The 20,612-nt window shown below is 60.7% G+C and carries 19 protein-coding genes; 12 read left to right on the forward strand and 7 right to left on the reverse strand.

All coding sequences use genetic code 11. The annotated features are described in order from the left end of the window. Positions 1–331 precede the first annotated feature (331 nt). Positions 332–1,480, reverse strand: a complete 1,149-nt coding sequence (locus ASC85_RS14405; RefSeq protein ID WP_057449907.1) for a PQQ-dependent sugar dehydrogenase — start codon at positions 1,478–1,480, stop codon at positions 332–334. Between the two features lie 47 nt (positions 1,481–1,527). Then, positions 1,528–1,869, reverse strand: coding sequence for a hypothetical protein (locus ASC85_RS14410; RefSeq protein WP_057449909.1), 342 nt, complete (start codon positions 1,867–1,869; stop codon positions 1,528–1,530). Between the two features lie 180 nt (positions 1,870–2,049). Between ASC85_RS14410 and ku the strand changes: the two genes are divergently transcribed. Next, positions 2,050–2,940, forward strand: a complete 891-nt coding sequence (gene ku / locus ASC85_RS14415; protein ID WP_057449911.1) for a non-homologous end joining protein Ku — start codon at positions 2,050–2,052, stop codon at positions 2,938–2,940. A gap of 32 nt (positions 2,941–2,972) precedes the next feature. Next, positions 2,973–4,940: a DNA ligase D gene (ligD, locus tag ASC85_RS14420; protein ID WP_057449913.1), complete on the forward strand. Its 1,968-nt coding sequence runs from the start codon at positions 2,973–2,975 to the stop codon at positions 4,938–4,940. Between the two features lie 134 nt (positions 4,941–5,074). On the opposite strand, the gene lpxO is transcribed toward ligD, so the two are convergent. Continuing rightward, positions 5,075–5,974 carry a lipid A hydroxylase LpxO gene (gene lpxO / locus ASC85_RS14425; protein ID WP_057449915.1) on the reverse strand — a complete coding sequence of 300 codons (900 nt, stop codon included), beginning with the start codon at positions 5,972–5,974 and terminating at the stop codon, positions 5,075–5,077. Positions 5,975–6,376: 402 nt separating this feature from the next. Between lpxO and ASC85_RS14430 the strand changes: the two genes are divergently transcribed. Both ASC85_RS14430 and ASC85_RS14435 read left to right on the forward strand, forming a co-directional pair. Further along, entirely contained in the window at positions 6,377–7,966 is a 1,590-nt protein-coding gene (locus tag ASC85_RS14430) for an ABC-F family ATPase (RefSeq protein ID WP_003181279.1), read from the forward strand. A 237-nt stretch (positions 7,967–8,203) separates the two neighbouring features. Next, positions 8,204–9,397: an MFS transporter gene (locus tag ASC85_RS14435; protein WP_057449917.1), complete on the forward strand. Its 1,194-nt coding sequence runs from the start codon at positions 8,204–8,206 to the stop codon at positions 9,395–9,397. 1,065 nt (positions 9,398–10,462) lie between these two features. Here ASC85_RS14435 and ASC85_RS14440 read toward each other — a convergent pair. Together ASC85_RS14440 and ASC85_RS14445 are read right to left on the reverse strand one after the other, a co-directional pair. Continuing rightward, positions 10,463–11,500 carry an alpha/beta hydrolase family protein gene (locus tag ASC85_RS14440; RefSeq protein ID WP_057449919.1) on the reverse strand — a complete coding sequence of 346 codons (1,038 nt, stop codon included), beginning with the start codon at positions 11,498–11,500 and terminating at the stop codon, positions 10,463–10,465. Positions 11,501–11,685: 185 nt separating this feature from the next. Next, positions 11,686–12,294, reverse strand: coding sequence for an FMN-dependent NADH-azoreductase (locus ASC85_RS14445; RefSeq protein ID WP_003202352.1), 609 nt, complete (start codon positions 12,292–12,294; stop codon positions 11,686–11,688). Positions 12,295–12,423: 129 nt separating this feature from the next. Between ASC85_RS14445 and ASC85_RS14450 the strand changes: the two genes are divergently transcribed. Continuing rightward, positions 12,424–13,332, forward strand: coding sequence for a LysR substrate-binding domain-containing protein (locus ASC85_RS14450; protein ID WP_057449921.1), 909 nt, complete (start codon positions 12,424–12,426; stop codon positions 13,330–13,332). Continuing rightward, a complete protein-coding gene (locus ASC85_RS14455; RefSeq protein ID WP_057449922.1) occupies positions 13,329–13,679 on the forward strand; it encodes an MmcQ/YjbR family DNA-binding protein in 351 nt (116 codons plus the stop codon). The genes ASC85_RS14450 and ASC85_RS14455 overlap by 4 nt, the downstream gene beginning before the upstream one ends. Before the next feature lie 4 nt (positions 13,680–13,683). Here the strand turns inward: ASC85_RS14455 and ASC85_RS14460 are convergent, their stop codons facing one another. Together ASC85_RS14460 and ASC85_RS14465 are read right to left on the reverse strand one after the other, a co-directional pair. Continuing rightward, on the reverse strand, positions 13,684–14,103 hold the full coding sequence (locus ASC85_RS14460; RefSeq protein WP_057449925.1) for a DUF1294 domain-containing protein: 420 nt from the start codon (positions 14,101–14,103) through the stop codon (positions 13,684–13,686). Then, a complete protein-coding gene (locus ASC85_RS14465; RefSeq protein ID WP_057449927.1) occupies positions 14,100–14,930 on the reverse strand; it encodes an undecaprenyl-diphosphate phosphatase in 831 nt (276 codons plus the stop codon). Before ASC85_RS14465 ends, ASC85_RS14460 begins: the two co-directional genes overlap by 4 nt. A gap of 274 nt (positions 14,931–15,204) precedes the next feature. Between ASC85_RS14465 and ASC85_RS14470 the strand changes: the two genes are divergently transcribed. From ASC85_RS14470 to ASC85_RS14495, 6 genes are all read left to right on the forward strand, one after another. Continuing rightward, positions 15,205–16,839, forward strand: coding sequence for a methyl-accepting chemotaxis protein (locus ASC85_RS14470; protein ID WP_057449929.1), 1,635 nt, complete (start codon positions 15,205–15,207; stop codon positions 16,837–16,839). Between the two features lie 250 nt (positions 16,840–17,089). Next, positions 17,090–17,653 carry a nicotinamide riboside transporter PnuC gene (gene pnuC, locus ASC85_RS14475; RefSeq protein ID WP_057449931.1) on the forward strand — a complete coding sequence of 188 codons (564 nt, stop codon included), beginning with the start codon at positions 17,090–17,092 and terminating at the stop codon, positions 17,651–17,653. After that, a complete protein-coding gene (locus tag ASC85_RS14480) occupies positions 17,650–18,174 on the forward strand; it encodes an AAA family ATPase (protein WP_057450000.1) in 525 nt (174 codons plus the stop codon). The genes pnuC and ASC85_RS14480 overlap by 4 nt, the downstream gene beginning before the upstream one ends. A 322-nt stretch (positions 18,175–18,496) precedes the next feature. Next, entirely contained in the window at positions 18,497–18,943 is a 447-nt protein-coding gene (locus ASC85_RS14485; RefSeq protein WP_057449933.1) for a hypothetical protein, read from the forward strand. A 1-nt stretch (position 18,944) separates the two neighbouring features. After that, the gene (locus tag ASC85_RS14490; protein ID WP_057449935.1) at positions 18,945–19,538 is read left to right on the forward strand and encodes a hypothetical protein; all 594 of its coding nucleotides are present in this window, start codon (positions 18,945–18,947) and stop codon (positions 19,536–19,538) included. A gap of 59 nt (positions 19,539–19,597) precedes the next feature. Next, positions 19,598–20,569 carry a hypothetical protein gene (locus tag ASC85_RS14495; RefSeq protein ID WP_057449937.1) on the forward strand — a complete coding sequence of 324 codons (972 nt, stop codon included), beginning with the start codon at positions 19,598–19,600 and terminating at the stop codon, positions 20,567–20,569. The last annotated feature ends 43 nt before the right edge of the window (positions 20,570–20,612 follow it).

Consider the following 20,612-nt stretch of genomic DNA (forward strand, 5'->3'; position numbering starts at 1 on the left):
AGAAAGAAAAAACCCGCCTCCAGGGCGGGTTGGGTGCAGCCGTCAGCTAACCCGCCAAATAAGGAATGGCGGTAATAATGCTTGGCTGGCTGCGCAGTACGGTTGAAGTCATGAGTGGAAATTAGCGGTGCGTTGGTGGCAAGTCAATGGCAAATTGTAGGAGCTGGCGAAGCCTGCGATCTTTTGATCTTTTGATCTTTTGATCTTTTGATCTTTCGCTTGAGACTCAAGTGGCTGGGGAAAGATCGCAGCCTCGTTGCACTCGACAGCTCCTACACAGCTCCTACACAGCTCCTACACAGCTCCTACATGGCTCCTACATGGCGTTGCGTCATTTGAGTCCGACTTTGTACAGCGCCCCGTCGTCCTCATCCGTCAGCACATACAGATAGCCGTCCGGGCCCTGGCGAACATCCCGCACTCGCGCCTTGAGCTCACCCAGCAAACGCTCTTCGTGGACGACCTTGTCGCCCTGCAATTGCAGGCGGATCAGTTCTCCGGGCACCAGCGCCCCGATGAACACGTTGCGCTGCCAGGCCTTGAAACGATCATGGTCGTAGAACGCCATGCCGCTGAGCCCCGGTGACACCTGCCAGACGTGGTGAGGGTCAAGGCCACCCTCGACGGTCTTGCCCTGGGCTTCGGGAATCGGGGCACCTGAATAGTTGATGCCATGGGTCGCCAATGGCCAGCCGTAGTTCTTGCCGCGCTCGATGATGTTCATCTCATCACCGCCCTTGGGCCCGTGTTCGTTCTCCCACAACGTGCCATTCCAAGGGTTGAGTGCCGCACCCTGGGGGTTGCGCATGCCGTAGGACCATATCTCGGGACGGACGTTTTTCTGGCCGACAAAGGGGTTGTCGTCGGGCACCTTGCCGTCGGGGTAGATGCGCACGACCTTGCCTTGCAATTTGTCGAGGTCCTGAGCGGTGGGCCGCTCGTTGTTTTCCCCCAAGGTAATGAACAGATAACCGTCGCGGTCGAAGACCAGGCGCGAGCCAAAGTGGTTGCCCGTGGACAACTTGGGCTGCTGACGAAAGATCACGTTGAAATTCTTCAGGCTCTTGAGATCTTCGGACAGTTGCCCGCGCCCCACGGCGGTGCCGGCCTTGCCGTCTGCGCCCGCCTCGGCATAAGACAGGTAGACGGTGCGATCCTGCTTGAAGTCAGGCGACAGCACCACGTCCAGCAGACCGCCCTGGCCCTTGGCCCACACTTGTGGCACGCCACTCAAGGGTGTGGACAATTGACCATCGGGGCTGACCACGCGCAGGTTGCCCGGTCGCTCCGTCACCAGCATGCCCTGCTGGCCAGGCAAGAATGCGACGGACCAAGGGTGCTCCAGCCCCTTGACCACGGTGGTCACTTCCAGAGTGCCCTCCTCGCTCTTGAATGACTGGGTTGGCGCGGCTGCGGCCGGCGTGGCAAAGGTCAGGACAGCGCTGGCGCAACAGGCGGCCAGGAGTGTTTTACGCAACATGCACAATTCCTTCTGTGGTGTGAAAAGAGAGCGACAGTCTCCAGTACCTAGCGGTTGCCATTTTGGCTGCTCCTGGGTGGCGTAGGAGACTCGATGGTGGGACGCGGCGAACCCAATGGCTGGCCGGACCGGGGATAACCATTGCCGATACCGCCGTTTTCCAGGGTCGGTGGGCGCGGTACCGGCACCGTCGGGTTGTTATGAATCGTCGGCACATTGGACCGTGTGCCCTGCATGCTATTGGGATTGGCCCGCCGCGTCGGGCTGTTATAGGGATTGTTGTTGCCCGGCAGATTCTGGGCCAGAACCATGGGGGCTCCGCCCGGCGTGGCCGCTTGGGCGGCGGCGGTCAGCAATAGCGTCGTGATGGCAATTATCAGCCTGTTCATTCGGACACCTCTTGAGTTCAGGCATATCGAAAGCACGCTACGCCGCAGGTTCGCCCTTGTTAAGCGAAATGTCCGAGTGAAGATGTAACCAAGAGTCTCCAAGCTCGCCCCCACCATGGAAACTTTTCCCAAGGCGCGAAGGTCACCAGAAAGACATCCACCGGCAAGGACAACACCACCATGGCACGGGCAATCTGGAAAGGCGCAATCAGTTTCGGGCTGGTCCACATTCCTGTCGCACTGGTGTCGGCCACCTCATCCCAGGGCGTGGATTTTGACTGGCTGGACAAACGCAGCATGGACCCGGTGGGCTACAAACGGGTCAACAAGGCCACGGGCAAGGAAGTGACCAAGGACGACATCGTCAAGGGCGTCCAGTACCAGAAGGGTCAATACGTGCTGCTCAGCGAAGAGGAAATTCGCTCCGCCCACCCCAAGTCCACCCAGACCATCGATATCTTTGCCTTTGTCGACAGCGAGAAGATCCCGTTGCAAAACATCGACACGCCCTACTTTCTCGCCCCCGACAAACGCGGGGGCAAAGTCTATGCCCTGCTGCGCGAAACCCTGGTCAAGACCCACAAGGTCGCCCTGGCCCACGTCGTGCTGCATACCCGCCAGCACCTGGCGGCGCTCATGCCCCTTGAATCGGCGCTGGTACTGGTGATGCTGCGCTGGCCCGCGGAGGTGCGCGACCTTGATGTCCTCGAGTTGGGCGACGAGGTGACGAACCCGACCCTGGCCAAGGGCGAGCTGGAAATGGCCAAGCGTCTGGTGGAAGACATGAGCGCCGACTGGGAGCCGCAAGAATACCGGGACAGTTTCGAAGACAAAATCATGGAACTGGTGGAGAAAAAGGCCAATGAAGGCCGTCTCGAAGCGGTGGAGACCGACCCGGGCGAAGAACAACGCAAGACCGCCGATGTCATCGACCTTACCGAGTTGCTCAAGCGCAGCCTGGGCAGCAAGGGCAAGATCACCGACAAATCCGCCGGGAAGGCCCCTGCAAAACCTGCGAAAGCCGGCAAATCCGCTCCTGCCAAAAAAGCCACCAAGGCCTCCCGGGGGTAAACCCTGGCGTGCGCGATACAAGGGAACCTGTCATGGCCAACGCCGAGAGTGAATCTGCTCGTTTGTCCAACGCCAAACCGGACGCTACGACGGCCCGCAAGGCGCCTCAAAACCGCCTGCCCGAGCGCCTCGCGCCGCAATTGGCCACGCCCGTGGAAGAACCACCCACCGGCGAATGGCGCTATGAAGTCCAATTCCACGGTTATCGATTGCTGACCCGCATCGAACATGGCGAAGTCCGCTTGTTCAATCGCAATCACCAGGACTGGACCGAGCGGCTGAAGCTGCATGCCGACGCCCTGGCCGGGTTGAACCTGGGGGACAGCTGGCTCGACGGCGAACTGGTTCTGCTCGATGAGACCGGCCACTCCGATTTCGCGGCCCTGCGCCAGGCCTTCGACATCAGTCGCACCGTCGACATGGTGTATTTCCTATTCGATGCGCCGTTCCTCAATGGTGTCGACCTGCGCCAGGCGCCGGTGGAGGAACGCCGTGCAGCCCTGAAGAAAGCCCTTGGCAACAACGCCAGCAAGCGCCTGCGCTTTTCCGAGTCGTTTTCGGCCAGCCAGCACGACATGTTCGAAAGCGCTATCGCGCTCTCACTGGACAGCGTGGTCGGCAAGCGCCTGGGCAGCGCTTATATATCCCAGCGAAGCGCCGATTGGGTAAAACTCAAGTGCCGGTTGCGCCAGGCTTTCGTCATCGTCGGGTTCACCCGCCCCCAAGGCAAGCGCAGCGGTTTCGGCGCGCTGTTGCTGGCGGTCAACGGGCCCTCGGGGCTGGTGTACGCCGGTCGGGTCGGGACAGGGTTCAGCCAGGCGCAAATCAAACAATTACACGCGCAACTGTGCGCGCAGCAGCGCGAGACTTCGCCACTGGCGTTGCCACTCGACGGTGTGCAGGTGCGCGGCGTGCAATGGGTCGAGCCCGGCCTGACCTGCGAGGTCGAGTTCACAGAATGGAGCCGCGACAACCAAGTGCGTCAGGCTATTTTCCTCGACTTGTCGAGCACGATGCCGGCCAACAAGGTGGTTCGCGAGCAGCCCCTGCCGATAAAGCCTGCGACACCGGAACCCAAGCGTCGCAGCAAAGCCCGCGCGGCCAAAGTCGACGGCGTGACGATCACCCACCCCGATCGGGTCATCGACAGTGTCAGCGGTGTGCAAAAGGCCGAGCTGGCGCAGTATTACCTGGACATCGCCCCGTGGATCCTGCCGCACCTCAAGCAGCGGCCGGTGGCGCTGCTACGGGCACCGGACGGTATCGGCGAAGAGCAGTTCTTTCAAAAACATGCCGATCGCCTGGACATTCCCCATATCAAACAGCTGGATCCGCGACTGGACCCAGGCCATGCGGCGTTGATGGAAATCGATGACATCCACGCCCTGGTCAGCGCGGCGCAGATGGGCACAGTGGAACTGCACACCTGGACCGCGACCCACGATCGGATCGAGACACCCGACCTGTTTGTCCTGGACCTGGATCCGGACCCTTCGCTGCCCTGGAGCGCCATGATCGAGGCGACCCACATGACCTTGGCGGTGCTCGACGAGTTGGGTTTGCAGGCTTTTCTCAAGACCAGCGGTGGTAAAGGCATGCACGTGATCGTGCCCTTGGCGAGAAGTGAAGGCTGGGACACCACCAAGGCGTTCGCCAAGGCCATATCACAGTTCCTGACCCGGCAAATGCCAGAGCGCATCACGGCCACCATGGGACCGAAGAACCGCGTCGGGAAAATATTCGTAGACTACCTGCGCAATGCCCGCGGCGCCAGCACGGTGGCCGCCTACTCGGTACGCGCCAGGCCCGGCCTGCCGGTCTCGGTGCCAATCGCCCGGACCGAACTGCAGACCCTGCGCAACGCCCAGCAATGGGACATCTATACCGCCCTGGAACGGGCCAAGGGCTTGGGCGCCGATCCCTGGGAAGGCTACAACCACCGCCAGCGGATCACGGCCAGGATGTGGGAGCAACTGGATGCGCAAAAACCCACCGACTGAATGTAGGAGCGTAGGAGCGTAGGAGCTGTCGAGTGAAACGAGGCTGCGATCTTTCCACAACCCATTGAGCCCAGAGCGAAAGATCAAAAGATCAAAAGATCAAAAGATCAAAAGATCGCAGGCTTCGCCAGCTCCTACATCCAGATAAAGATCACCAGCAAGCCACCAAAGAACGCCCACTTCTGCAGGTAATACAGCGTGCGGTTACGTTTTTTCAGGGCCTTGCCTTGCAAGCGGATCTTGTAGAGCCTGGAGAACGCCCGGTTCAGGCCGCCCGTCCTGTCACCCGCGTCGTTGGGCGCTCCGGCCGCCGCCATCACGGTGCGGCTGAACCAGCGATTGAACGCGCTAGCCCAGCGAAACTTCATGGGCCGCTCCACGTCGCAGAACAGGATGATGCGATTATGGTCGGTGGTGTTCTGGGCGTAATGAATGAACGTTTCGTCGAAGATCACCGCCTCGCCATCGCGCCAATGATAAGGCTCGCCATCGACATTGATGTAGCAACCAGCATCGTTGGGCGTTTCCAGGCCCAGGTGATAGCGATAGGAGCCGGCGTAGGGGTCGCGGTGCCGGACCAGTTTCGAGCCCGGCGGCAACTCGGCGAACATCGCCGCCTTGATCGAGCCGATGCTCTGTACCAGTTCGGTGGTGCGGGGGCACAGCTTCATGGCCGAGGGATGGCTGTCGCCATACCACTTCAAGTAGAAACGCTTCCAGCCGGTCTTGAAGAACGAATTGAAGCCCACATCGTCGTATTGATCGGAACGCTTGATCTCCCCCGCGTGCAGCAGGCCCAGACCTTCAGCCCGGATCTCTTGCCAATGGGCCTGCAACGGGCTCAGGTCCGGGAACTGCGCCGGGCTCAGGAACGGCCTGTTGGGCAGTTTCGAGCACAGGTAAAGCAGGCAATTGATCGGCGCGAGAAACGACGAATGATCGCTCAACTGGCGTCCGATCTTATGCCGCACGCGACCGCGCAGGTGAACGTAGCCAATGGAGAAGATGTACAGCGCGACAATGATGAGCTTCACGAAAAACCGTCACAATGCTGGAGTGAACTGGCTGTTTCCCCGGGCCAGCCAAGCGGCAAGGGGGATGGCATAGGGTGAGATGGCATTCTAGCCACAGTTTGTAACCGAAAGTTATCCTTCAATTGTGAAAAACTGTCTTGCCCGGGCAATACCCTATCGTTTATGCGGCCAGACCAGTACAATCGCCGCCACTATTACGCGCCCCCTTTGGTCGATACCGCAAACGCGGCTTCGGCGCACGTCTACCGGGCCAGGCGCTCCGTATGCTGCTGTCCTCTTATGCCGGATGGACCCTTGCGCTTGCGACCGCGACGCCTTTGCGCGGTCGGGACGTGCGCAAACAGGTACTGAACAGGTACTGCCGCACCCTTAGCTACTCTGAATGTTCCGCAGGATAAACCTTTGATCTCTACAGCTAACATCACGATGCAGTTCGGCGCCAAGCCACTGTTCGAAAACGTCTCTGTCAAATTCGGCGCGGGTAACCGCTACGGTCTGATTGGCGCCAACGGTTGCGGCAAGTCGACCTTCATGAAAATCCTCGGCGGCGACCTCGAACCGTCCGGCGGCCAGGTCATGCTCGAGCCGAACGTGCGCCTGGGTAAACTGCGCCAGGACCAGTTCGCCTACGAAGAATTCACCGTGATCGACACCGTGATCATGGGTCACGAAGAGCTGTGGAAGGTCAAGGCCGAGCGCGATCGCATCTATTCGCTGCCGGAAATGACCGAAGAAGACGGCATGGCCGTGGCCGAGCTGGAAACCGAATTTGCCGAGATGGACGGCTACACCGCCGAATCCCGTGCCGGTGAACTGCTGTTGGGCCTGGGGATTGGCATCGAACAGCATTTCGGCCCGATGAGCGAAGTGTCGCCAGGCTGGAAGCTGCGTGTGTTGCTGGCCCAGGCGCTGTTCTCCGACCCGGAAGTGCTGCTGCTCGACGAACCGACCAACCACCTGGATATCAACACCATCCGCTGGCTGGAAAACGTGCTGACCCAGCGCTCGAGCCTGATGATCATCATCTCCCACGACCGTCACTTCCTGAACAGCGTCTGCACCCACATGGCGGACCTGGACTACGGCGAGCTGCGCCTGTTCCCGGGCAACTACGACGAGTACATGACCGTGGCGACCCAGTCCCGCGAGCAACTGCTGTCGGACAACGCCAAGAAAAAAGCCCAGATTTCCGAGCTGCAGTCGTTCGTCAGTCGCTTCTCGGCCAACGCCTCGAAAGCCAAGCAGGCCACCTCTCGCGCCAAGCAGATCGACAAGATCCAACTGGCCGAGGTCAAGCCTTCGAGCCGTGTCAGCCCGTTCATTCGCTTCGAACAGACCAAGAAACTGCACCGCCAGGCGGTCATTGTCGAGCGCATGGCCAAAGGGTTTGACGGCAAGCCGCTGTTCAAGGACTTCAGTTTCACCGTCGAAGCCGGTGAACGCGTGGCGATCATTGGCCCGAACGGTATCGGCAAGACCACCTTGCTGCGTACCCTGGTCAATGAACTGGAACCCGATGCCGGTACCGTGAAATGGACCGACGCCGCGGAACTGGGCTACTACGCCCAGGACCATGCCCACGACTTCGAGGACGACGTCAACCTGTTCGACTGGATGGGCCAGTGGACCCAGGGCGGCGAACAACTGGTTCGTGGCACCTTGGGCCGCATGCTGTTTTCCAACGACGAGATCCTCAAGTCGGTCAAGGTCATTTCCGGTGGTGAGCAAGGCCGCATGCTGTTCGGCAAGCTGATCCTGCAAAAGCCCAACGTGCTGGTCATGGACGAACCGACCAACCACTTGGACATGGAATCGATCGAAGCGCTGAACCTGGCGCTGGAAAACTACCCGGGCACGCTGATCTTCGTCAGCCACGACCGTGAGTTCGTCTCCTCCCTGGCCACCCGCATCATCGAGCTGAGCGCCGATGGCGTGGTTGACTTCAGCGGCACCTATGACGATTACCTGCGTAGCCAGGGTGTGGTGTTCTAAGGACAGCCCTTGGCTGTTCGCTGCAAAAGCAAAGCCCTGCCCACTGTGACAGGGCTTTTTTGTATCCCAAAGGTCAATCCCCTGTGGGAGCAAAGCTTGCTCGCGATGAGGCCGGTACATTTACCCTCAATCCAAACTGAACACCCAGCCCCCAAGCACATTTAGTTAGCCTGCTTTCTTTTATCCCCTCCTCGCGCCATGATGAGGCTCTCTTACCGCTGCCCGCGAACGAGCCCTATGCCCACGCCCTCACCTGCCTCCAGCTCCCTGTCGATCACCCTGCAGATCGTCTCCATCGTTTTCTACACCTTCATCGCCTTTCTCTGCATCGGCCTGCCCATTGCCGTGCTGCCGGGTTATGTCCACGAACAACTGGGCTTCAGCGCGGTGGTGGCCGGGTTGACCATCGGTTCACAGTATCTGGCGACCCTGCTCAGCCGCCCCATGGCCGGGCGACTGTCGGACAGCGTTGGCACCAAGCGGGCCATCGTCTACGGGCTGTCGGGGATTGTGCTCAGCGGCGTGCTGACGCTGCTCTCGACCTTGCTGCAAAGCTTTCCCCTGCCCAGCCTGCTGATCCTGATTGCCGGCCGTCTGCTGCTCGGCGTGGCCCAAGGGCTGATTGGCGTGGGTACCATCAGTTGGTGCATGGGCCAGGTGGGCGTGGAGCACACCGCCCGCTCGATTTCCTGGAACGGTATCGCCTCGTACGGAGCCATCGCCATCGGCGCCCCATTGGGCGTGGTGATGGTCGGTGAGCTGGGCTTCGCCAGCCTGGGCGTCGCCTTGTCGCTGCTGGCCGGGGCGGCGCTGTTGATCATTCGCAGCAAGCCGTCGGTGCCGGTCATTCGTGGCGAGCGCTTGCCTTTCTGGGCGGTGTTTGGGCGCATTGCGCCGTTCGGGGCGGGCCTGAGCCTGGCGTCGATCGGCTACGGCACGCTCACCACGTTCATCACGCTGTTCTATATCAGTCGCGGCTGGACCGGCGCGGCCTGGTGCCTGACGGTCTTCGGTATTTGCTTCATCCTGGCGCGGTTGTTGTTCATTTCCAGCATCGCCCGTTTCGGGGGCTTCAACTCGGCCATTGCCTGCATGAGCATCGAAACCCTCGGGCTGGTATTGCTGTGGCTGGCGCCCTCCACGGCGTTCGCCCTGGTCGGTGCCGGGCTGGCCGGTTTCGGGCTATCGTTGGTATACCCGGCGCTGGGGGTGGAGGCCATCAAGCAAGTGCCGAATACCAGCCGGGGTGCTGGCTTGAGCGCCTATGCGGTGTTCTTTGACCTGGCGCTGGCGATTGCCGGTCCGTTGATGGGGGCGGTGGCGTTGAACCTGGGCTATTCGTCGATCTTCTTCTGTGCCGCCTTGTTGTCCGTCACTGGGCTGGGCCTGACTCTGCTGCTGCGTCGCCGAGCCATAAGCGCACCTTATTGATCGTCATACTGTTCACTGCCGTTTTTTGTTTTGAGAAGGTCCGGTATTTACTTGCTCTGGTGTGTATATCCGTTTCTGCGGTAACGGCCGCTTAGGGTTCCGCCCGACGGCGGCTCACTTTTGAAAAGCCCGGAAGCCGGCCCAGTCAAAAGTAAGCAAAACGCTTCTGCCCCCCACCACTTGGCACCTCGCCTAGGCTCGGTGTGCCCCAGATCAAGATCCAAAGCAAGAGCAAGAGCAAGAGCAAGAGCAAGAGCAAGAGCAAGAGCAAGAGCAGGGCACAGGCCGGCATCTATGTGGCTGGGGGGGGCACCGCTATCGCGAGCAAGCTCACTCCCACAATGGGGCTGCGGTGAACACAAGACTCATGAACACCCAAATCCCCTGTGGGAGCAAAGCTTGCTCGCGATGAGGCCAGCAAACCCAACATCCATGTGACTGAGCCACCGCCATCGCGAGCAAGCTTTGCTCCCACAGTTCTGATGGGTATATGACGGGGAGAGCCAGGTCGGCTATAAGGCCGCCTCGATCCATGTGACTGAGCCACCGCCATCGCGAGCAAGCTTTGCTCCCACAGTTCTGATGGGTATATGACGGGGAGAGCCAGGTCGGCTATAAGGCCGCCTCGCGGCGGACGTTGATTTCGGCGCCCCGTTAACCACGCTGGCTGAACGAAGGTATTGCGCAGTGGGCAACCCGGCATGGATGCCGGGTTAGCCGCGCTGGGCCATGGATGGCCCTTCGCGGCGGCCCACGCTGGCTGAACGAAGGTATTGCGCAGTGGGCAACCCGGCATGGATGCCGGGTTAGCCGCGCTGGGCCATGGATGGCCCTTCGCGGCGGCCCACGAAGCAATGCCTTCGTTCAGGCATGCCGAGCCTAGGCGAGGCACCAAGTGGTGGGGCAGGAGCGCTTTGGTTACTTTCGCGCTTTTCGAAAGTGACCCGCCGTAAGGGCGGACCCCTAAGTAGCCGTTACCGCAACAACGGATATACACACAAAAAAACAATGCCACTCGGAACAGAAAATCAGAATTCCGGGAACGCTTAGATAAACAGCATCACCTTATTGATCAGCCGTCCTCATCCCCGCCCGGGTCGGCTTGCCCAAGGCCTCGCCAAAGAAGCGACTGGCCTCGGAGATCATGGTGCGGTGGATATCCTTGCGGTCGACCCCGTCAGCATCCGTGCACAGCGCCGGCATCGCAGCGATCTGCTCGTCGGTACACGGCGCCATGAAGACAAAGTGCCCCGCACCGGCCAGGGTCTTGAAGTCCGGTGCGTTGGGCAGCTTGCGGGCCAGCGCGGCGGCATTCTTGTCGAAGGCCACGAGTTTGTCGCCATCGCCGCTGTACAGCAGCACCGGCACGTGGACATCGGCCAGGGTATGACGACCGAACTTCAGGCTCAATGGCGCCATCAACAACAATGCCCGGACCCTGGGATCAGCCACTGGTTGCAGGTCATCGCGGTCAACGATCAGTTCGCCTTGGGTATTGCAGGCGTCTCGGTCGTCCGGCCGCTCCACGCAGTAGCGGCGCAGACGATTGAGGTCCGGCGTCGCACCGGACAGGATCAACGCAGTTTCGCCGCCGGCCGAATAGCCGATCACCCCGACCTGCCCGGCGTTGACGAACGGCGAGAGCATCGGGTCATTGAGCGTGGCGGTGATGGCTTCGGAAATCTGGATCGGCCGCCCGTACAGGTTGCTCAGGGTACCCAGCCGACTGTGATCCTGGGCGTTGTCGCCGGGGTGAATCACCGCCACTACGACAAACCCCTTGCGTGCCAGGGAGGTGGCCAGGTCATGCAGGGCCAGCGGCGTGCCGGTATTGCCATGGGACAGCATCAGCAGCGGAAAGCGGCCGATGGCGATCTGGGCGTCTGGCGCGGCATCGATCTGGTAGCCACCCAGCAGGCTGGACTGTTCCCGGTCGGTGGACGGATAAAAAGCGATGGCGTGCATCGGCTGCTGATCCAGCGGATCGAGAAAACTCAGCTCATGGAAACCGGCGCTCCAATGCGGATGCGGCCCTGGTGCGGCCTGCACTGAACCGAGACTGGCAAACAAGCAAAGCAGCAGCGCTGCACCAAAACGCGTCATCGAATCTTCCACCTTCACCAGCGCACGGGAAGGCCCCGTCGCTCGCCGTCTTGGCCCTGCATAACCTGCGCCATAAAACCCGGCGCCGAATGCAGCAAAACCCTGCATCCAGGCCATCCAATGACGACGAGAATACAGGGTTTTACGAAGGTTGCCCCGATAGCTTTGGAGCCTTTACGCAAGCCTTACGCAGCAGCGAACTGTTCGCCGATCTGCGCCTGGGCTTCGTTCATGCCCTTATTGCGCATGTCGTCACCCTTGGCCAGCCCTTCTGCACGAACGAATTCGATGTCGGTGATACCAAGGAAGCCGAACATCACTTTCAGGTAATCTTCATGACCAGCGCCACTTGGCTGGCCGGCATGCAAGCCGCCCGCAGTGGAGACGATCACCAGCTTCTTGCCACCGCACAGGCCTTCGAAGCCGGCTTCGGTGTAGCGGAACGTCTGGCCAGCGACGGCAATGCGGTCGATCCAGGCCTTGAGTTGGGTCGGAATGCTGAAGTTATACATCGGCGCGGCGATGACCAGCGCATCCGCTGCCTGAAATTCCGCCATCGTTTCGGCGCTAAGGTCAGCTTCGTGCTTCAGGGCCGCGTCGCGCAACTCGGCGCTGGTGCCGGCGGCGATCAAGGTCTGGGCGGAAAAATGGCTGATGGCGTCAGCGGCCAGGTCGCGGTAAGTCACCGTGATGCCTGGCTCGGCGGCTTTCCAGGCTTCGACCACTTCACGGCTCAATTGGCGGGAAGCAGAGTTGTCGCCGAGGATGCTCGAATCGATGTGCAGCAGTTTCATGTCAGTGCTCTCCAAGTGAGGACCGCAACCGGGCGATCAATTGGCGACAATCCTATCGATGAAGCCAATGCTCGATAAGTCAGCACAAATGCGATAGTTTGTCCCACTGACAGGACAATCGAGTTCAACATGCAAGACCTCAATGACTTGTACTACTTCGCCAAAGTCGTCGAAGCCGGCGGTTTCGCGGCGGCCGGGCGGTTGCTGGGCATTCCCAAGTCACGACTGTCGCGGCGTATCGCCGAGCTGGAAGAACGCCTTGGCGCCCGGTTGCTCCAGCGCACCACCCGCCAATTGAAATTGACCGCGGTCGGCGAACGTTATCTGCGCCATTGCCAGGCCATGTTGCTGGAGGCCGAGATGGCCGACGAAGCGGTGGCGAGCATGTCCAGCAAACCCCGCGGCCGATTGCGGGTGTCGAGTCCGGTGGGGCTGGCCCACCAGTTTCTGCCGGTAGTGATCGAAACCTTCCTGGTGAAATACCCTTTGGTGCAACTGGATATGACCCTGCTCAACCGGCGGGTGGACTTGATCGGCGAAGGCATCGATGTAGCGTTGCGCGTGCGCGATCTGGGGGACGAGGATCCCTTGCTGATGACCCGGCGCCTGCGCCAGGCGCGGCTGATGATGGTTGCCAGCCCGGCCTTTGTCGAAGGGCGGCGGATCGAGACCCCGGATGACCTCAAACAGTTGCCGGTGCTGGGGGCATTGGAAGCCGATCGCCAGGTGCATCTGCGCCTGGTCAGCGCCGATGGGCAGCGTGTGGAACTGAGCCTGGAGGCCCGCCTGGGCATTGACGACTTCATTGTGCGCCGCGCCTGCACCCTCGCCGGCCTGGGCTTCACTTTATTGCCGAGCATGTATTGCGAGCAGGAATTGCAGGACGGCTCACTGGTGGAACTCTTGCCTGGATGGTCATCGCCCGATGGCTGGCTCCAGGCGGTCTACCCGCATCGGCGCGGCATGCTGCCAGCGGTGCGTGCATGGATCGATCATTTGGTGGAAGCCTTCGAGGGCTGTGGAGATAGAACGATATGAAGTTGAGCGAAGAGGATGTCGCGCAGTTTTGCCTGGGCCTGCCCGGCGCCAGGGAGGATTACAAATGGGGCGGCGTACGGGTATTTTCCATTGCCGGGAACAAGATGTTCGCCCTGCAGGGCCTGCGAGGCGACTCGCTGGCGTTCAAGGTCGACAAGGATCTGTTCCTCGGCCATTGCGACCGGCCGGGCATTCATCCCGCGCCTTACCTGGCGCGGGCCCAGTGGGTCATCATGCAGGTGCCCTACCCGCTGGGGGCCGAAGAGCTGCGTGGCCTGCTGCAACGCTCACACCAATTGGTGGTCAGCAAATTGCCCAAGCGCACGCAGGTGGGCTTGTTGCTCTAGCCATTCAGAACAGATAGCTGCCCAGGAACAACTGGTCGATCCAGAACACCTGGTGCAGCAGCACGATGAACCAGAACACGACCTGAAACGACACTTTGCGAGTCTTGTGGCGAAACAACTGCTGGGCCAGCAAGGCTCCGGGCCAACCGCCGGCCAGCTCCACCGCATGCAGCACGTTCTCCGGAGTGCGCCAGGTGTCGGCACGCGCCTTGCGCTTGTCGCTCCAGTACAGCAGGAACGCCACCACGCTGACGACGCCATAAGCCACCATCGGCACCCATGACACCGCCCGCAGCCCGAACAGCAGCGAACCGGACAACGGCAAGGCACAGAGCAGCGCAAACACTATCAGTTTGAGCCGCAGGTGCTGCACGGTACCTTCAGCATTGCGCCCGGCGTGTTTGCGGTTGCCTGATTGGTTCATGGCTTGGCAGCGGTCCAGTCCACCCAGCCGAACTGCCAGGTTGCCAGGATCAACAGGCCGAAGGCGATTCGATACCAGGCGAACACGGCGTAGCTGTGGCTGGCGATGAATCGCAGCAGGCCCTTGACCGCAATCATGGCGAAAATGAACGCCGTGACGAAACCAATGGCGAACACCGGGAAATCCGCCGGGACGAACAACTCACGGTATTTGTAGCCCGAGTAGACTGCCGCGCCGACCATGGTCGGCATCGCCAGGAAGAACGAAAACTCGGTAGCGGTTTTACGCGACAGGCCGAACAGCAGGCCGCCGATGATGGTCGCGCCGGAACGGGAGGTGCCTGGGATCATCGCAATGCATTGGGCCAGGCCGACCTTCAGCGCATCTTTCCAGGAGATCTCGTCCACTGTTTCAGCGTGCACCTGGTGCTGGCGCTTCTCGGCCCAAAGCATCACCAGGCCGCCCACCACCAGCGCGGCGGCCACGGTGATCGGGTTGAACAGGTAGTGGTGGATCAAGTCGGCAAACAGTACACCCAAGACCACCGCAGGCAGGAAGGCGATCAGCAGGTTGGCGGTAAACCGGCGGTCGCTGGGTTGCGTCGGCAGGCCCAGCACCACGTCGAAGATCTTGCGCCGGAACTCCCAGACCACCGCCAGGATCGCGCCGAGCTGGATGATGATGTTGAACGCCATCGCACGTTCGCCACCGAACTCAAGCAAGTCGGCGACAATGATCTGGTGCCCCGTGCTGGAAATCGGCAGAAACTCCGTCAAGCCTTCTACTACGCCAAGAATCAGTGCCGAAAAGGCGGTCCACAAATCCATTCATCCCCCAAAAAAGACGCTGTTCATGCAGGTCTTATCAATATTCAAGTGTCATGCAGGTACCCTCGCAGCGGGTGCACGATAACCGCGACCTTTCAAAAAAAACCAATGAAAAATCAGAACAGGCTCAGGTTTTGCGCTGCGGGGCCGAAATCCTATCAGACAAGCCCTGATAACGCTGCCGCGTTGTGACTCAGGTCAATGACCGATAGCGGCCGGGCGCTACAGTGCCGGCCGTCGATATGACAAGAATAAAAAACCGGAGTGACAGCGTATGAATAGCTTGCGCAGTGTGTCGATCAGCCGACGCTTGTGGCTCATCCTGGTCGTGGCCGTCGTGATGTTGTTCACGCTCGGCGCCTTGATGCTTAAACAGATCCACACCGACCTCTACCAAGCCAAGGTGCAGAAAACCCAGCATGTGGTACAGACCGCCAGCGGCGTGCTGACTTACTACCAAGGCCTGGAAGCTGCCGGCACCCTGACCCGTGACGCCGCGCAAAAGCAGGCCCTCAGCGCCGTGCGTGGCCTGCGTTATAACCAGAGTGACTATTTCTGGATCAACGACCTGACGCCGGTCATGGTCATGCACCCGACCAACCCGAAGCTTGAAGGCCAGAACCTCTCGGCCATCCGTGACCCTAACGGCTATGCACTGTTCAACGAGATGGTTGCCATCGCCAAGTCCAAGGGCGCCGGCATGATCAATTACCTCTGGCCGAAGCCGGGCGCCGAGGCCCCGGTGGGCAAGACCTCCTACGTCCAACTCTTCGAACCTTGGGGCTGGATCATCGGCTCAGGCGTGTACGTGGATGACGTCCAGGCCGAGTTCCAGTCCCAGGTAATCAAGGCCTCGGTGGTTGGCCTGGTCATCACCCTGCTCATGGGCCTGCTGTTGACCTTGATCGTGCGCAGCATCGTCGGCCCGTTGCAGGAAACGGTCAACGCCATGGCCAACATCGCCAGCGGCGAGAGTGACCTGACCCGTACCCTCGACACCCACGGCCAGGACGAAGTCACGCAACTGGCGCGGCATTTCAATGCCTTTACCGCCAAGTTGCGGCAAGTGGTGACCCAACTGCAAGCTTCGGCCAGTGCGCTGGGGCAATCTTCCAGCGAATTGGGCAACGATGCGGCGCAGGCCCAGGAACGCAGCCAGCAGCAGTCGCAACAAATGGAACTGGTGGCGACCGCGATCAATGAAGTGACCTATGGCGTGCAGGACGTGGCCAAGAACGCCGAGCACGCGGCCAGTGAGATGCGCGACGCCGAATCCCAGGCCCAGCAAGGTCAGGTCAACATCGATGGCAGCTTGCAGCAGATCGACCGCCTGTCCCAGACCATCGACCAGGCGGTGGAAGTAATCCGCACCCTGGCAAGTGAAAGCACCCAGATTGGCAGCGTGCTGGAGGTGATTCGCTCCATTGCCGAGCAGACCAACCTGCTGGCCCTCAACGCCGCGATCGAAGCCGCCCGTGCCGGTGAACAAGGCCGGGGCTTCGCGGTGGTCGCCGATGAAGTGCGGCTGCTGGCCCAGCGTACGCAGAAGTCCACTGCCGAGATCCAGGCGATGATCGAGCGCCTGCAAAGCCATTCCGAAGCTGCCGTGAAAGTCATCAGCGACAGCAGCCGTGCGTCGCAACTGACCATTGAACAAGCCGGCCTGGCCGGCGCCAGCCTCAACGCCATCGGCCAGGCCCTGCGCAATCTCAACAGCCTGAATGCCTCCATCGCCAGCGCCACCCTGCAACAGGCCCATGTGGTGGAAGACATCAACCAGAACGTCACCCAGGCCGCCGGACTGTCCCACAGCACCGCCATGGCCGCCGAACAATCCAGCCAGGCAAGCACCCGCCTCAAGGCGTTGAGTGAAGAGTTGAACGGGTTGCTCAAGCAGTTCCGGGTCTAAAGATTGATAGCCCACCCCTGTTTGATTTGATCGTTCCCACGCTCCGCGTGGGAACGCATCCCGTGACGCTCTGCGTCACATTCCAGAAGCGGAACGCAGAGCGTCCCTGGCGACATTCCCACGCAGGAGCGTGGGAACGATCGTAATCCCTTGCTCGCGATAGCGACGGTACATTCAACATTGGTATTGGAGCTGTCCACGCCATAGCGTTTACAATCGCCGCCCTCTTCTATTTCCCCAAGGAACCGCCATGTCCGGGCTTGAACTGTTTGCCGCAGCCCTCGGCGTGATCGCCGTCTGGTTGACCGTCAAGCAGAACCCCTGGTGCTGGCCGATCGGCCTGGTCATGGTGTTGCTGTACAGCTGGATTTTTTTCGAGGTGAAGTTGTACTCGGACATGCTGCTGCAGGTTGTCTACGCGGTGCTGCAACTCTACGGTTGGTGGCAATGGACCCGCGCCGGGCACAATCATGATGGACGCCAGGTCAGCCGCCTCGGTGGGCCGTCGGTGTTGCTCAGCCTGACCATCGGCGCGGCAGGCAGCCTGCTGTTGGGCGCCGCCATGGCCCACTGGACCGATGCCGCCCAGCCCTGGCTCGATGCCGCGCTCACCGGTTTCAGCCTCGTGGCCCAGTGGTGGATGGCGCAAAAACGCGTGCAATGCTGGCCGCTGTGGATCGTCCTGGACGTGATCTTCGTCGGCCTGTTCATCTACAAGGGCTTGCACCTGACCGCCGCGCTCTACGCCCTGTTCACCCTGCTGGCCGTGCAAGGCTGGCGGGAATGGCGCGCCGACCCGGCCCTGCGCGCATGAAGGTGGTGGTGCTGACCGGCCCGGAATCCAGCGGCAAGAGTTGGCTGGCGGCGCAATTGCAGGAACACTTTGGCGGCGTGCGGGTGGATGAGTACGTGCGCCACTTCATGGAACAGACCCGGCGCGATACCTGCCTTGCCGACATCACCGACATCGCCTCCGGCCAACTGGCCTGGGAAGATGAGGCGCGTGCCCGCCGTCCGGCGCTATTGATCCTCGACACGCACCTGCTGAGCAACATCCTCTGGAGCCAGACCCTGTTCGGCGACTGCCCGGACTGGCTCGAACAGGCCCTGCTGGCCCGCCATTATGACCTGCACCTGTTACTGAGCCCCGAGCAAGTCGAATGGACCGGCGACGGTTTGCGTTGCCAACCCGAACTGGCTGAACGGCTGGCGTTTTTTGAAGCGATCGAGGCTTGGCTGAGCGGACACCGGCAACCGTTCCAGGTCATTGAAGGCGATTGGGCGCAACGCCAACAGCAAGTGTTCGCCGTCGTTAGCCAGCTGCTTCAAGCCTGATCTCGGGCTGATCTGTTCCATTCTTGAAACAGCGCAGTCGCTCCAAACCCGGATCCAACGCCGCTTCACCAAATTGCCATCAAGACTGTCAAGCTTCTGAAACACCCGCCCAAAAGCCTGGATCCAGAGGCCTGGAACAGTAGGTGACCGGTTAGTCACCCTGTGCCGTGTCTCAGCGCTGAAACAGGTTCCTTCTCCAGCATGCCCACCATAAATACAACTCATTGAATCCAAAGGCATTTTAAAAAACGGCACAACACCTGCTCTTCCCAACTTCGCAACGCTGGACCAGGGCCAGCCCACCGAAGAAGGAATCGATGCCGTGGGGACTTTCGAGAAAAGTTTGACCTGCCTGCTGTTGATCGGCTGCGCCGCCAGCGCAACGCTCAGTCTGCCGGCGCAGGCCGAGGGCAACGGCGTCATTGTGCTCAACCGTGACGTGCAGCCCATCGCAATTGGTCGCAACGGTGGCAAAGACCCCTACCCGACCACCGTCAATGCCAATCCCTCCGAACGCATCAACCAGGCGACCGCCAGCACCGAACTGAGTGATGGCGAATTCGCCGCCGTGGCCAGCGGCTCGTCAATCCGCAATACCATCAACCCAAATACCGGCGTGCAAGGCCTGAACGTCGTGACCAACCCCAACGGCATGCCGGGCATGAATGCCGGTCACGGTGGCGGTAGCGGCGGCGCGATCTCCGGCACCATCAACCGCTCGTTGAGTTCTGGCCTGGCCCCGCTGGGTCGGCTGGCGGGAGGCCAGTGAGATGAAGCCAACCTTGTTTCTCCTCGCCCTATTCATGCTTTCCCTGCTCAGCTCTTTCAACGTATTTGCCGATTCGGGTGTTGCGGCGGTCAGCAGCGCCAACTTGCAGGATTCCGGCAGCCATTACACCGGCAACTTCAACGTCAACCAGGCGGCCGGTGACCAGACCCAGCAGACCAACACCCGGGCCATCGCCATCGGCAGCCACGCCCAGGCCAGCACGAGCGTGCAGCAACGCGTCGACACGCCGGCCAACCCCTCCATGAATGCCACCGCTCGAATCGGCGGCCACTCCTTTACCAACGGCAACGGTGTGCTGGGCGTCAACCAGTCCGCCGGGGCCAACAACCAGATGGCCAATGTCATGCGGGTGGGCATCAGTGCCCATCCGCAGAGCATTGATGACAGCGCCCTGTCTCAACAGAACGTGGCGTTGCTACCGAACTCAGGAGCAACTGGCGCCCCAACCGGCAGTCGCCAGGTCGTTACCAGCGACCAGGCCTTCACCGGCAGCCGAGGGGTAATCCAGGTGAACCAGAGCGCCGGGGTGGGAAACCGTATGGCTAACACCCTGAGCATCCGGGTTGCTGATTGACCCGGAGGCTACATAAGAAAGTACCGACACTTAACCAACGACACGCAAGGAGAAACACCATGAAACCTACAATGGCACTCAAACCATTGGTTTTCGCTCTCGCCGCGGTCATGACAATGGCGGCACAGGCTGGAGGAAACGGCAACGGGCACGGTGATGATCATGGCCACCACGGTCCCAAAGGCCCAACGTGGGAAGAACAGCTGTCCATCAACGCCAGCGCGATGGCTACCGTGATGGATGAGCAGAACAGCGACGGCAACGAGGTGCTCAACCAGGGCACTAAAAACACCGCCGAAGCTACCGATTCCCTCAATGGCAGCAACGGTAACATGGGGGCGAACATCGCCGCTGGCGACGGAAACCAACAAGACAACGCCGCAGCGCTGGCTACCGCTGACGAAAGCTTCATCTTCGGCTCGGCTGTCGCCGCCTCAAGTGCCACGCAAACCAATACCAACAACTATGTAAAAAACAACTCGACCCAAAACAACGCCTCGCTCACCAATGCAGGCAACAACGGCTCCGGCAACATCGGCATCAACGTGACCGCCGGTAACTTCAACCAACAGAAAAACAACCTGGCCATCGCAGTGTCGGGTGGCCGTGTCGCGCAGGCCTCTGCCGAGGCCAATCAGTCCTCCACTGGCCTGGTGGTCGACAACAAAGGTGTCCGGACCTACAAGACCGACACCCTCACCAGCAGCTATACCGCCGAGGGCTCCTTCAAAGCCAAAGGCACCGGTACCGTCGAAGACGACGGCGGCTGGGGCAACAAAGGCGGCTATGGCGGCGGTCACGATGACGACAAGTTCAAGTTCTCCGCCGTGGGGACCTTCGAGCTGGCCGGCAGCAACACCCAACAGGTGCTGACCCGCGACGGTTGGAAAAACCCTGTGATCAACAACGCCACCATGACCAACTCCATGAACGGCTTCTCCGGTAACGGCGGCGCCAACGTGTCGGCGGGCGTGGGCAACCAGCAGAGCAACTCGCTGTCCATCGCTGCCGGCTGCACGGCTTGCATGTAAAAAAGTACCGCTGTAGGGGCGAGTCTGTGGGAGCAAAGCTTGC

This window comes from Pseudomonas sp. Root401 (genome assembly GCF_001425105.1).
GTDB lineage: Bacteria > Pseudomonadota > Gammaproteobacteria > Pseudomonadales > Pseudomonadaceae > Aquipseudomonas > Aquipseudomonas brassicacearum.